The 12028-nt window shown below is 36.1% G+C and carries 13 protein-coding genes; 11 read left to right on the top strand and 2 right to left on the bottom strand.

From position 1 onward, the window contains the following. Window positions 1-135 precede the first annotated feature (135 nt). Entirely contained in the window at window positions 136-375 is a 240-nt protein-coding gene (locus Q1A31_RS07265) for a hypothetical protein (protein ID WP_299874461.1), read from the top strand. 277 nt (window positions 376-652) lie between these two features. Here Q1A31_RS07265 and Q1A31_RS07260 read toward each other — a convergent pair whose 3' ends face one another. Both Q1A31_RS07260 and Q1A31_RS07255 read right to left on the bottom strand, forming a co-directional pair. Next, window positions 653-2641: a bifunctional diguanylate cyclase/phosphodiesterase gene (locus Q1A31_RS07260; protein ID WP_299874458.1), complete on the bottom strand. Its 1989-nt coding sequence runs from the start codon at window positions 2639-2641 to the stop codon at window positions 653-655. A 608-nt stretch (window positions 2642-3249) separates the two neighbouring features. Then, window positions 3250-3915: a TorF family putative porin gene (locus Q1A31_RS07255; protein ID WP_299874455.1), complete on the bottom strand. Its 666-nt coding sequence runs from the start codon at window positions 3913-3915 to the stop codon at window positions 3250-3252. 1547 nt (window positions 3916-5462) lie between these two features. Between Q1A31_RS07255 and Q1A31_RS07250 the strand changes: the two genes are divergently transcribed. From Q1A31_RS07250 to Q1A31_RS07205, 10 genes are all read left to right on the top strand, one after another. Continuing rightward, window positions 5463-5936: an ankyrin repeat domain-containing protein gene (locus tag Q1A31_RS07250; RefSeq protein WP_299874452.1), complete on the top strand. Its 474-nt coding sequence runs from the start codon at window positions 5463-5465 to the stop codon at window positions 5934-5936. A 140-nt stretch (window positions 5937-6076) separates the two neighbouring features. Further along, complete coding sequence (locus tag Q1A31_RS07245; protein WP_299874449.1) at window positions 6077-6646, top strand: dihydrofolate reductase family protein; 570 nt, start codon at window positions 6077-6079, stop codon at window positions 6644-6646. A 146-nt stretch (window positions 6647-6792) separates the two neighbouring features. Further along, window positions 6793-7266 carry an ankyrin repeat domain-containing protein gene (locus Q1A31_RS07240; protein ID WP_299874446.1) on the top strand — a complete coding sequence of 158 codons (474 nt, stop codon included), beginning with the start codon at window positions 6793-6795 and terminating at the stop codon, window positions 7264-7266. A 171-nt stretch (window positions 7267-7437) separates the two neighbouring features. Beyond that, entirely contained in the window at window positions 7438-7803 is a 366-nt protein-coding gene (locus tag Q1A31_RS07235) for a hypothetical protein (RefSeq protein WP_299874443.1), read from the top strand. A 534-nt stretch (window positions 7804-8337) separates the two neighbouring features. Next, window positions 8338-8676, top strand: a complete 339-nt coding sequence (locus Q1A31_RS07230) for a hypothetical protein (RefSeq protein ID WP_299874440.1) — start codon at window positions 8338-8340, stop codon at window positions 8674-8676. Between the two features lie 151 nt (window positions 8677-8827). Beyond that, the gene (locus tag Q1A31_RS07225; RefSeq protein ID WP_299874437.1) at window positions 8828-9070 is read left to right on the top strand and encodes a hypothetical protein; all 243 of its coding nucleotides are present in this window, start codon (window positions 8828-8830) and stop codon (window positions 9068-9070) included. A 458-nt stretch (window positions 9071-9528) separates the two neighbouring features. Continuing rightward, the gene (locus Q1A31_RS07220; protein WP_299874435.1) at window positions 9529-10002 is read left to right on the top strand and encodes a hypothetical protein; all 474 of its coding nucleotides are present in this window, start codon (window positions 9529-9531) and stop codon (window positions 10000-10002) included. A 183-nt stretch (window positions 10003-10185) separates the two neighbouring features. Then, the gene (locus Q1A31_RS07215) at window positions 10186-10476 is read left to right on the top strand and encodes a hypothetical protein (RefSeq protein ID WP_299874433.1); all 291 of its coding nucleotides are present in this window, start codon (window positions 10186-10188) and stop codon (window positions 10474-10476) included. A gap of 126 nt (window positions 10477-10602) precedes the next feature. After that, window positions 10603-10923 carry a hypothetical protein gene (locus Q1A31_RS07210; protein ID WP_299874430.1) on the top strand — a complete coding sequence of 107 codons (321 nt, stop codon included), beginning with the start codon at window positions 10603-10605 and terminating at the stop codon, window positions 10921-10923. A 99-nt stretch (window positions 10924-11022) separates the two neighbouring features. Continuing rightward, window positions 11023-11937: a DMT family transporter gene (locus Q1A31_RS07205; RefSeq protein WP_299874427.1), complete on the top strand. Its 915-nt coding sequence runs from the start codon at window positions 11023-11025 to the stop codon at window positions 11935-11937. Window positions 11938-12028 lie beyond the last annotated feature (91 nt).

Genomic DNA, 12028 nt, shown 5'->3' with positions numbered 1-12028 from the left:
TTATCCCTTTATAGTTTTAAGTAAGTCTTGGTTATTGAGCAACCTCAAGCAATAAATTTGACGGTTGTTAGATAATAGCTGAATAACTTACCGTGAAAAAAAGCCGAGAAAACAACCCAACAAAGAATTGATAAAATGGACACAAAAACTCAAGTGACAGATTTTCTTATCAACGAATATCATGTTCAAAGCAGAGTGAATAAAGGCCCTGAACCAACCGCATTACAACCCACAAAAGCAGAATCCCCAGAGGGATCGGTTAATGAAAATATCGCCGTTGTCGTAGAAAGGGTTTTAAATAAAGACTCTTCGATGTTAAAGAAAGGCACAGTACAACCCGTCGGTACAGATAAATTCAGCGGTATTAACTCCTAAATGTATTGCTTGGTGATCGCTCTAACCTTGGCGAAAACCGTAATTTATTACATCTAATTTAGTTAATAAACAGCCCATAAAAACAAACACTATTAAGATTTTGCATATAATTAAGAATCAGCTGGAAAGGAATATTCGGATTATGACAAGAAACCACATGCTTGAGGATTCACGCACAACGGATAGTAAAATGGGGTTTAACTGTACAGCGTTAAAACATGGATAAACCTGAATAACGTTTATCGTCATTCTCTTAACTATTCACATAGCTATTCACTTAGCTGCTCAAAAGATACTTTTCTTCAAAATCATCTTTACTCACCGGCTTGCCTAAATGATAGCCCTGAAACAGCTTACATTTTTGTTTCTTTAGGTATTCAAGTTGCTGATTATTTTCAACGCCTTCAACGAGTGCGTCTATATCCAGACTATGAGCAAGTGAAAGGATGGAACCCACAATTTTTTGGTCTTTTTCATTATCCAGAACATGCGTTATGAAGGTTCGATCAATCTTTAATTCGGAGAAAGGTAAACGGTGCAGATAAGATAACGATGAGTAGCCAGAACCGTAATCATCTATTGAAAAGCGCAATCCAAGCTTACTCAAGGAGTTCATAATGGCGGATGATAATTTGAAATTAGAGATCATATTGTGTTCAGTAATCTCGATCATAATCATGTTGCCGTTAACCCCTTCTTGCATCAGTGTTTTTCTCACAAATTCAACAAAGGTCGGGTGCATAAAATGGAGGGGACTGATGTTAATTGATAGACGCTCAAAGCCATCGAGCATTTTTCTATCTTCCCATTCTTTAAGTGTTTTAAAGGCTGCTTTTAAGACAATCTCACCCAGAGCGATAATCAAACGCGAGTCTTCTGCCTGTTTGATAAAGTTATCGGCAGCTAATAGTCCTTTTTTAGGATGATTCCAGCGCACTAAGGCTTCGCACGAAACTAATTGATTATCGCCATTGAAAATGGGTTGAAAGTGCAAAATAAATTGTTCTTTTTGAATAGCGACCTTTAGCTCACTGCTAAGGGTGTGCTTTTGATCAACAATCAGCTGCATTTTTTTAGAGAAGAATGAATACTGATCACGCCCATCTAATTTTGATTGATATAAGGCGTTATCAGCGTGTTTAAGGTGTTCTTCTGCTTGCAAGTCGCTATCTGTCATCAAGCAGATGCCAACACTATAGGTTAAAAAATGTTCAACTCCACCTAAAATACATGCTTGTTTTGATTGCTCAAGAATCTTATCTGCAATCTGGGTCGCAAATTGTCTTGCTTCGTCTTTATCTGATCCTAATCTTGGTAACAAGATAACAAACTCATCACCGCCCAGTCTTGCCAGTATTGCGTCTTCTTTTTGGGCAATGGTAGATTGTAATTTCTCAGCGACAAAGATAAGTGCTTTGTCCCCTTCGTTATGACCAAGTGAATCATTGATCGCTTTAAAATAATCGAGATCAATCAGCAATAATGCACAGATATTCTGCTTATGGTGAACACTAGATGAGGCTTCCTCTAGTTTTTCATAAAAGTAGCGCCTGTTAAATACGCCGGTTAAAGCATCGTAATAAACCAGTTTAGCTACAGCCAGTTCTGCCCGCTCTCTAGAGGTAATCTCGTTTTTCAGGCGCTTGATGACGACCGCCATATTGTCACAGATTTCTTTGTCCGATTTAACGAGTCGTGCAAGTTCTGATTCTATGGATAGAGCCGTAGGCGCGATAATAAATTCATCATAGTCATCACCCTTGGCTAAAAATTTAGTTTGCTCGGGCCAGCAATGTACATTGAATACTTTTTCACACCAGCTGGTAAGTTTTCCCGCGAGGAAGTAACTGCCAATACACAGATTATCTTCTTTCTGGTTTAGCGCTTCGGTACTGTTATAAACCCTAAAACAGGCTGATTTAGTGTCGTAGTCGATACTGATTAATTGGCTATTCCCCCATTCGCCCAAGGTGGTTATTTTAGCGTGTTCTAACACGCCTTCTTCGAAACTTTTATACTGGGAAATAATCGCCCAGTCTTCCTCAATACTGTTGCGACCTTCTTTTTGCAATACCAACCGAATACGATCATCAGACATCATCTGTCGCATCGCTTTTAGCATGCTTTTATAGGCAGTCGAACTAACCGATTGTCCCAATAGATTGGTGCTAGTTGGGCTTGGTTTGTTACTGTTACTGTTACTGTTATTCTGATTCAGTTTTGTTTTCGTAGCGGTTTTGATTGTAGTGTGGGCTTTAGTTTTCATCTAATTATTATCTTTTTTTTGTGAAAAAAATTAGTGAGATCAGTTCTGCTTAAAATTATTATTTTTACTATTCTGGTCGCAACTTCATCTTATGAAAATATACTAAGGAAGCTTTATTCATGATGAATAACTAGCTTAGACCTCCCATATATATTTATCTAATTTTCCTGATCAGCGGTCTTTAATAATTCTAAATACCAAAATTCTCATTCGAAGATAAGGCCATAAATAAATAGAAAGATTTATGTGCGTCAGAAGTCAGATGTAGCCTAGATAAGCGATAGCGTCATCTGGGTTTCGAAAGATAGACTACAACAGATAGGTGAAGAATTAAGTATGTGCCAAAAATCATGCGTTAGATGGCGCAAGCTTATCTAAGCTACGAATGCGGGTTACCGCGTTAAATAAAACAGGTCGATCGCATGAATTTCATATTTACCAAGGTATTCATAAATAGATAGATTGGCAACTTAACATTAATCGAATGATTAATTTTCTTCTTGAGTGGGCTTTTTATAGATAAAAAAAATGCCCCTCGGGGAAAGGGCATTTTAGTACAACTCATTAATTTTCGGTAATTCTGTATCTGCTTTATATCTACTTAATATCTATTTAATATCAAAGCTATAGCTGACTAGAAATTGCATATCATCATCTGCACCTAATGCCGCCGCCGCATCGCTATCTTCATCGGCAACATACTGACTGACTGCAAAACTCAAATTATCGTTATAGCTATAACCTAGCTGTAGATGAGCAGGGTTTCCGTCGGTTTCTTCATAATCATGAACGCCAACGGTTGCATTAAACTTACCGAAGTCATAACCGAGAGTTATATAGCGGTAATCATTGTCATCATCACCTTGAACAGCCTCATATAACGTACCAGTGAAATCGCCGATGCCTGCTGAAACAACTAAATCTGTTAGTTCGCCTGGGTCAATATCTGAACTTGCATAGTTATAAGACCAGAGACTTACATCCAGATTCACAGGGCCTAGTTTTCCACCCCATCCGGCAAATAAATCGTATTCCGTACCTAAAGCAGAATCGCCTGATGAACCCCATATTCCGGCATAAAGACCAGAGTCTGTGCTGTATTTTAGATCTCCCGATACTGCTGGATCTCCACTCCCAAGATCTATACCGCGCCATAAATACATATTGGCTATACCGACTGATGCAGAGACTTCAGCGTTTGCTGTAGACATAGTGGTCACTGATATCAAACTGGCAGCGATTGAACTTACAAGTAACTTCCTTGTTATTTTCATGAAAAACCTCTTTTTTTATAACAAAAATTTAATAATTATGTGTATCTATTGTGGTACACAAGTAACACAGTTGGTTTTTTGCAACTTGTGTGCCAAAAAATAAAAAAAGGAATTAGTTCTAAATAAAAGAGGGAAGAAAATGCTATATGTATCAAATAAAAGTCATTAAAAAATTAATATATAAACAAATACTTATATAGATTTTATTAACTTTTTTATGATGTGCTGTTAATTTTTTCAGCTATCAGTAATTTAAGATTAAGTAAGTAAAACAGTAAGATAAGAGTTAATTAACATGCACTTAAATAATGCGATTTTTAAATAAAACGCACTATTTAAGAATGTTTTTTTTGAGATATAAAATCTGATCGTGTGATTTTTTAGCAATGAAAGGATGTTTTTATAAGTGTCATTAATTTAGTCACCCCCCCACTTTTGGAGGTTTTTTGCTCATTTTTGATTGGGCAAAAATGAGCATGAGCATCTCAGGCAGAAACAAGCCTCAGTTGAATATATGGTTTTAAATAGATAGATTTATGGGCTTCCGATGTCAGATGTAGCCTAGATAAGCGATAGCGTCATCTGGATTTCGAAAGATAGACTACAACAGATAGGTGAAGAATTAAGTATGTGCCGATAATCATGCGTTAGATGGCGCGCAAGCTTATCTAACCTACGAATGCGGGTTACCGCGTTTTTTTATTCTATTTACATTCGAGTGGTCTTTTTCGTAGCTTAGAGACTTTATTCTTATCCTCGAATTTTAGTTACAGGCTACGAGTTCATTTATTTTGCTCAGCCAAAATAAACGAACCAAACAAAAAGCTGCCCTAAAAGCACCCTGCGGGTTCATTGCGTTTCTCAGAAAGAATGTGGATAAAGGGAACTCGCTTCGCTCAAACAACCTTCATCCTAATCCATTCTTTCCTGCGATACTCATTGCTTTTAAAGGGGAAATTATCACCCCCCACCTTTCAGGCACTTTTTTAATTCTAGCGATGTTTTTCAATTCCCATTCAAACAAGCCGAGCCACGCAGAAAATTGACGATTAAGATTTTAGTTGTTTGAGTGACGTCAGGAGCGAGTTCTAAAATCTCGTCATTTTTTGAGTAGCGAGGGAACCGCTTGCGGCTTGTTTGTCGGGCGGCATTTTTTGGGATACGTTTTTGTTGCTGTAGACAAAAAGGTATCTCGCAGCTTTAGCTGTGAAACATATTAAAATTGTCACCCCCCTACTTTTGGAGGCTTTTTAGTCACCCCCCTACTTATAGAGGTTTTTTCATTTTTTGGTTAGGCAAAAAATGAATGTGTTTACAATTATTAAAAGGTTACAGAATTTTTTGGGGGAGATCGTTGTGCCACTAAAATCAAAACCACCCTTTTCTGTATAGTAAGATATTAAATGCCCAACTATTCTAATCATCCAGCTACAACGCCACAAATACGCATAAATTGAGCTAATCCGTATAGTAAGATATTATTTGCGTCTGTATAATAAGCTGTTATGTTTTACTTAAGCGATATCAATCATTGGAGATAAATTATCATGAAATTAGATATTTGTGATACAGCAGAGCAAAATATGCTTAAAGAGATGAAGAAGCATATTAAAAATAAAGAAGATATTAATAAAAGAAATGATTATGGGCATGTTCCTTTGCTCTTAGCAATTATAAGAGGACATGAAGAGATGGCATTACTATTACTTGAGCACGGTGCTGATCCGACCCTAAAAGATAATCATGGTCTAAATGCATTGCATATTTCAGCACAAGAACAAATGAACAATGTAGCTAAGATAATTATAGATAAATCACCAGAGAGCCTATACGTAGAATGTAAGCATGGCGCACAGCCTTTATGGTACGCGGTTCACAATGCTAAGAGACCTTTTGACATCATTAAATTATTTTTAGAAAAAGGTGCGGACAAAGACCATGGAGAGAATGGATCTACTGCGTTTGATCGTGCAAAAGACTATAATATAGATGAAGTTGTGGCTTTATTTGATGGCTATTAATTTATAGAAAAATAATAGTATATAAAACACATAACAAATTGCTGCATCGGAAAAACTACTCGCTCGCGCTCGCATTTTTCCGCTGAGCAAGGCGTTAGGTTGCAATCATACTCACCGATTTCATTGAATGAGAAAAACATATGAGAAAGTTAAAGTTACAAGTTCAAATATCCGTTGACGGCTTTATTGCTGGCCCAAAAGGCGAGATGGACTGGATGGTGTGGGATTGGGATGATGCACTTAAGAAATATGTAGAAGAAATTACGGAACCAGTTGACTGCATAGTTCTCGGTAGAAATCTAGCCCAAGGCTTTATTCCTCATTGGGCGGAGGTAGCTGCAAATCCTGATAACCCAGAATTTGAGGCTGGAGCTAAATATACAAACACCAAAAAAATCGTTTTTTCAAAAACACTTGTTCAGTCTGAATGGGAAAATACAGTATTAGCTAAGGGTGATCTTAGCGAAGAAATATCAAATCTAAAAAAACAAGAAGGCAAAGACATTATTGCATATGGTGGAGCAAAGTTTGTATCCTCTTTGATTAATGGTGGTCTTATAGATGAATTCCATCTGTTTATAAATCCTGTTGCTATCGGTAAGGGAATGGCGATATTTAATGGACTAGATGCTAATCAAAAACTTGTGCTTGATTCATCAAAGGTATTTCCTTGTGGCATTGTTGTTTTAAAATATGGCAAAGCAACCTAACAAGAAGCTGCACCTGACATTTTTTGCTACGCTCAATTGTGTATGTCGCGTAGCTCCATTTTACACAATTGCTCTCCGCAAAAACTGCAGGTGAGCTTGGCGTTATGTTTTACTTACGCGATATCAATCATTGGAGATAAATTATCATGAAATTAGATATTTGTGATACGGCAGAGCAAAATATGCTTAAAGAGATGAAGAAGCATATTAAAAATAAAGAAGATATTAATAAAAGAAATAATTATGGGCATGTTCCTTTGCTCTTAGCAATTATAAGAGGACATGAAGAGATGGCATTACTATTACTTGAGCACGGTGCTGATCCGACCCTAAAAGATAATCATGGTCTAAATGCTTTGCATATTTCAGCACAAGAACAAATGAACAATGTAGCTAAGATAATTATAGGTAAATCACCAGAGAGCCTATACGTAGAATGTAAGCATGGCGCACAGCCTTTATGGTACGCGGTTCACAATGCTAAGAGACCTTTTGACATCATTAAATTATTTTTAGAAAAAGGTGCGGACAAAGACCATGGAGAGAATGGATCTACTGCGTTTGATCGTGCAAAAGACTATAATATAGATGAAGTTGTGGCTTTATTTGATGGCTATTAATTTATAGAAAAATAATAGTATATAGAACACATAACAAATTGCTGCATCGGAAAAACTACTCGCTCGCGCTCGCATTTTTCCGCTGAGCAAGGCGTTATATTCAAGGAAACTAATATTTTATCTTCATCACTTACATTCTTTTATAAATATATTTTTAGCACTATTTGGATTGTGTTTTTTGGTCTTGCTACTGTAACAACGTTTATTGAAAACTCAGATCTAAAATGGTTTTTATTATTTACATGGATTGCTGGTAGCATTTTTATGTATTTACAGACTGCAAAAATTAAAAGAATCGAATTTGATGGTGAAAATTTTCAGGTATCTAATTATCTAAGGTCTGAAACAATTCATAAATCTAATATAATCGCAGTTTCGCCATTAAGAGTTTTAGGACGAAGGGAAATGGTGCTGTTAGAGCTTAATGAAGATACATCTTTTGGTAAAACATTGCTTTTCATGCCACAAAATAAGCGTTTTAAGTGGACTAGTCAGCATCCTGTTTTTAAAGAACTTAGAACTGCATGCAATTTATAATAGAATATAACAAGTTGCTTCATCGGAAAAACTACTCGCTCGCGCTCGCATTTTTCCGCTGAGCAAGGCGTTATGTGCTTTTTATGCTTTTAAAGCTATCTTATTTGACACCCCCGTACTTTTAGGCACTTTTTCTTTGTTTGCCTTTTCTGGCTTCTTTTTGTAGTCGTTGTTTTCAGGTTTTAATGGCGTTTTTGTTTTGCCAATTTGAGTGTAAACCGCGCATATGCGAGGGAGATTTCCGTAGCGCTAACAGCCTTTCTAAATGAGTGTGATAATTGGGTAAATTCGTTGCTTTTATTTACCACGTCAACCTTCCGTTACGGTTTTCGTTTGCGGTACGTTTTCAACTTCGTAGTTCACATAACAAGTTAATTAACATGGAACGCCTAAGTCAGTCGCCTATTTGGCGTTTGCAGTTTTGGTTTAGTTTGTTCTATCATGGCGTTCAATTTAATCAAACGGCGTCCAGTTATTAAGGCGTTATGTCTCTGCGAGGCTGAGAACTCACTAACCGATACCTAAGATAATTAAATGGCACAAAAACCGAAAATATTTGAATCTGTCTTAAAAGAAGATATTGAGAAAAAACTACCCAGAGAATTCAAAAAACTAATCAATTTTACTCTTTTAAAAAACAGCAAATATTCAATCATTTGTTATCCTGCAATGCAAAACAATTCAACTACAATTGTAAACTCTAGATCGTTAACTAAAGCATTACAAAAGGTTAAATCTAAAAGTATACTTATCATAGCTCATAATTTTACTGAAGAGGCAGTAGTATTATCTAAAGAAGGTGATATTACGCTTTTCTCTCAATCTGACTTTTTTTGGACAGATGAAAGCATAGGAAATATTCGTAATAAATAATTACATAACAAGTTGCAGCATTGGAAAAACTACTCGCTCGCGCTCGCATTTTTCCACTGTGCAAGGCGTTATGTCTCTGCGAGGCAAAAGCCACTTTGGTATATTTAACTAGTTAATTTTGACACCCTCACCTTTTAGGTACTTTTTCTGAATGAATGATAAATTGAAAAAATTTAGAACTTGGATCAATAAAAATGACGGTTCATATTTTCAAGTCGATAACCAAAACTTTAATCTATGGCAAGTAACTGGTTTTCTTTTAGTTATCTCTGCGTTTATTGTTTACTTACTGCATGATAAAACGGGGTTCAGTAGCACATGGCTTGGTTGGGTCTTTCTCTTAGCTGGTTTTATTTTATTGTTTATAGGTCATACTCGTAAGCCAAATGAATAAGTTTAAAGAACAACTCATTAATAAATATTTAGTTCCCCAGAACAAAAAATGGTTACGAGTCATGGATTCAATATCTGTTGTTTTTTGTTTTATTTGCACCATTGTCGCACTCTACTATCTTTATTTCGTTATAGAACCAACTAAAAAACTATCATTTTCTCTAACAATAGTTTCGTGGGTGTATGTGGTAACTCTTGTACCAATTTTCTTTGTTCTGTATAAAGAATCTTCATTAAAAAAATACGAACGATTGGCAATTGTGTTCTTTGTCTTATTTAGTGGCTCAAGCTTATTGTTTTCAATAATGCAATTGCATATACAAACATAACAAGTTACAGCATTGGAAAAACTACTCGCTCGCGCTCGTATTTTTCCACTGTGTAAGGCGTTATGTTACAAACCAATAAAACAGTTATCTAATTAAAAAAGTGCCCAAAAGTATGGGGGTGTACTTAAAAATGTCTTTTCATCTAAAACCAGACTTAGCAGTAACAAAGAAAATAATAGATCGTGATTTCCATTTAATGTTTATACTTTTAATTAGTGTTATTGCTCTAGCTGTTTATGCATTTACACAAGACTGGGATTCCAAATTTGTTTTTTTAGTAATGGTGGTTGTCGCGTTATTTTTCATGGGGAGTAAAAAAGACCTTCCTAATGATTCTTGGACTCCTCAACAAAAAGGTGCTTGGACAAAACGCTATACAACTTTAAAACTTAATAAGGATAATATTGTTTATATTTCAAGTGATAAGCCAAACGATAAAGAAACTTTTGACTTAAAAGATTTAAAAAATATAACTTCGCAAAAAAACAAAATAGTTATGGAATTTAAAGACTTGCCTCATCGGAAAATAAGCACTAAATATTGGGCTCCAAAAGATGTTAGTAATTTTGTGAGTAATGTAACTAATGAAATCAACAGAACATAACAATTTACAGCATTGGAAAAACTACTCGCTCGCGCTCGTATTTTTCCACTGTGTAAGGCGTTATGTGTCTGCGACGCAAAATCAATATTGGTGCGGTTAAACAGTAAAAATGACACCCCCCTACTTTTGGGCGCTTTTTACAATTTTATTTATCTTTAATCACTTATGGAATCTCGCTAAAAAATGAGAAAAGGTTTAATGCTAGTTTTTGTTTTAAGTATTTTATTAACTTTTGGCATTCATGCGTATGCGCAGTTTCAAACCAAAGATATATGCGTAAGAGCAACTATGATCATAGAAAAAAATGGTTCTTTGGCAGAGATAGAAAAAGAAGCAAAAAAACTACAGTTTACAAAATCAGGAAATGGTATAACTCAAGCTTTATTCACTAAGTTTTTAACATTACCAGGTTTATGTATTGTGACTCTAAAAGATGGTAAACCTATAGAAGCACGCTATTCAAAAACTACATAACAAGTTGCAGCATTGGAAAAACTACTCGCTCGCGCTCGCATTTTTCCACTGTGCAAGGCGTTATATTTATAAAGGAAATAGCCTTTATCTCAATTATGGTTACTAATAAAAAAGACCAAGACTCATATGACTAGAACAATTATGTTTGTCCTATTATTTACCTTTGTAGGATGTAACGAAACTCCCATTAAATTAAGTAAAACTGAAATAACACATGATGCAGAGTTAAGACTAACAACCAAGGGCTGGTATCTAAACGAGACTTATCATCAAAAATTATCGCAAGTTAAAGGGTCATCAATACTTTCATCAGAAACAAAATTACTTTTTACTCCTTGTTATAATGTATCTTATGAAAATGTGGTCAATACTCTTGATTTAGTAAAAGAGTTAAAAATAGACAACTTTTCAATGATCACAGAACAATCATCATCCATCTGTGATTAAAAAATATAACAAGTTGCAGCATTGGAAAAACTACTCGCTCGCGCTCGCATTTTTCCACTGTGCAAGGCGTTATACAAACCAATAAACTGAAAATAATCCATGTCTTCTAACAATCTTCCTTCGCATTCTTCATCTCCGAAGCTAGCGTTATTAGCCGCTTGCGGAGCAGGTGTTTTGTGGGGAACTGGTGCACTTGTTGTTAATATACTTGTCGCTCAATACGGTTTCACTCCTGAAAATGTTTCCTTTTGGCGCTTTCTTATTGGAGCAGTAGTTCTAGTCGGAATCTTTGGTCGTCGAATTATTTGGAACCAACTGCGTCCAATATTACTAACTGTACTTATTGCTGGAACAGCAATGTCTGGTTATGTATTACTTTGGTTTTTAGGTATTGAGCAAATGGGAGCAGCAATTCCAACGCTTATAGCACTCTGTTTACCTCCTGTTATTGTTACTATAATCTCGGTCTTTCGAGGTCAAGAGATAGCAGATTTACAACTAATTTTTGTGCTTTTGGGAGCAATCATAGGTACAGTTTTAATCATTACTCAACACGGCTCTTCTACTTCAGGCATTAATTCTCATAACATTATGCTTGGCGTTACCTTTTCTATTGGTTCAGCTTTTTTGTACGCTGGTTTCTCAATGATCAGTGGTCGTATTTCTATCGCTCTTGGAGCTGGCCCAGCAACAACGTGTCTCACCGTGGTTGCTGCCATAATAATGGGCTTAACCACTCTTTATCGCCCATTCTCTTGGCCAGCAGAGTTTCCACCACAAGTTTGGTTGCTCTATCTTGGTTTAGTAACTGCAGCTCTCGCATTATTAATTTTCAGCTGGGGGGCGGCTCGTCTTAAACCTACAGCTCTTACTGTTGCAACATTACTTGAGCCATTAACAGCTGTTGTGTTAGCAGCCTTACTACTTGGTCAACATTTAAGTGCATTGCAGTGGGTTGGTGGTACACTCTTATTATTAAGCATTTGGGTACTAGGAAGTCGTGCTACAAAATGAAATTATAAAATGTATAACAACACGCCCTGAGGAGGACTGTCTAGTATTTTCACCTTGAAATCGCATACGCCAACAACGGTGAATGGCGCTT

This window comes from uncultured Cocleimonas sp., assembly GCF_947495625.1.
Classification (GTDB): Bacteria; Pseudomonadota; Gammaproteobacteria; order Thiotrichales; family Thiotrichaceae; genus Cocleimonas.
This window is presented reverse-complemented; position numbering and strand designations above follow the sequence as displayed.

What these genes read in the sequence shown, in the direction of transcription:
- Q1A31_RS07230 (WP_299874440.1), top strand. Translation starts at nt 8,338, where the DNA reads ATGGCACAAAAACCGAAAATATTTGAATCTGTCTTAAAAGAAGATATT.
- Q1A31_RS07205 (WP_299874427.1), top strand. Translation starts at nt 11,023, where the DNA reads ATGTCTTCTAACAATCTTCCTTCGCATTCTTCATCTCCGAAGCTAGCG.
- Q1A31_RS07215 (WP_299874433.1), top strand. Translation starts at nt 10,186, where the DNA reads ATGAGAAAAGGTTTAATGCTAGTTTTTGTTTTAAGTATTTTATTAACT.
- Q1A31_RS07225 (WP_299874437.1), top strand. Translation starts at nt 8,828, where the DNA reads ATGAATGATAAATTGAAAAAATTTAGAACTTGGATCAATAAAAATGAC.
- Q1A31_RS07265 (WP_299874461.1), top strand. Translation starts at nt 136, where the DNA reads ATGGACACAAAAACTCAAGTGACAGATTTTCTTATCAACGAATATCAT.
- Q1A31_RS07255 (WP_299874455.1), bottom strand. Translation starts at nt 3,915, where the DNA reads ATGAAAATAACAAGGAAGTTACTTGTAAGTTCAATCGCTGCCAGTTTG.
- Q1A31_RS07220 (WP_299874435.1), top strand. Translation starts at nt 9,529, where the DNA reads ATGTCTTTTCATCTAAAACCAGACTTAGCAGTAACAAAGAAAATAATA.
- Q1A31_RS07260 (WP_299874458.1), bottom strand. Translation starts at nt 2,641, where the DNA reads ATGAAAACTAAAGCCCACACTACAATCAAAACCGCTACGAAAACAAAA.
- Q1A31_RS07245 (WP_299874449.1), top strand. Translation starts at nt 6,077, where the DNA reads ATGAGAAAGTTAAAGTTACAAGTTCAAATATCCGTTGACGGCTTTATT.
- Q1A31_RS07210 (WP_299874430.1), top strand. Translation starts at nt 10,603, where the DNA reads ATGACTAGAACAATTATGTTTGTCCTATTATTTACCTTTGTAGGATGT.
- Q1A31_RS07250 (WP_299874452.1), top strand. Translation starts at nt 5,463, where the DNA reads ATGAAATTAGATATTTGTGATACAGCAGAGCAAAATATGCTTAAAGAG.
- Q1A31_RS07240 (WP_299874446.1), top strand. Translation starts at nt 6,793, where the DNA reads ATGAAATTAGATATTTGTGATACGGCAGAGCAAAATATGCTTAAAGAG.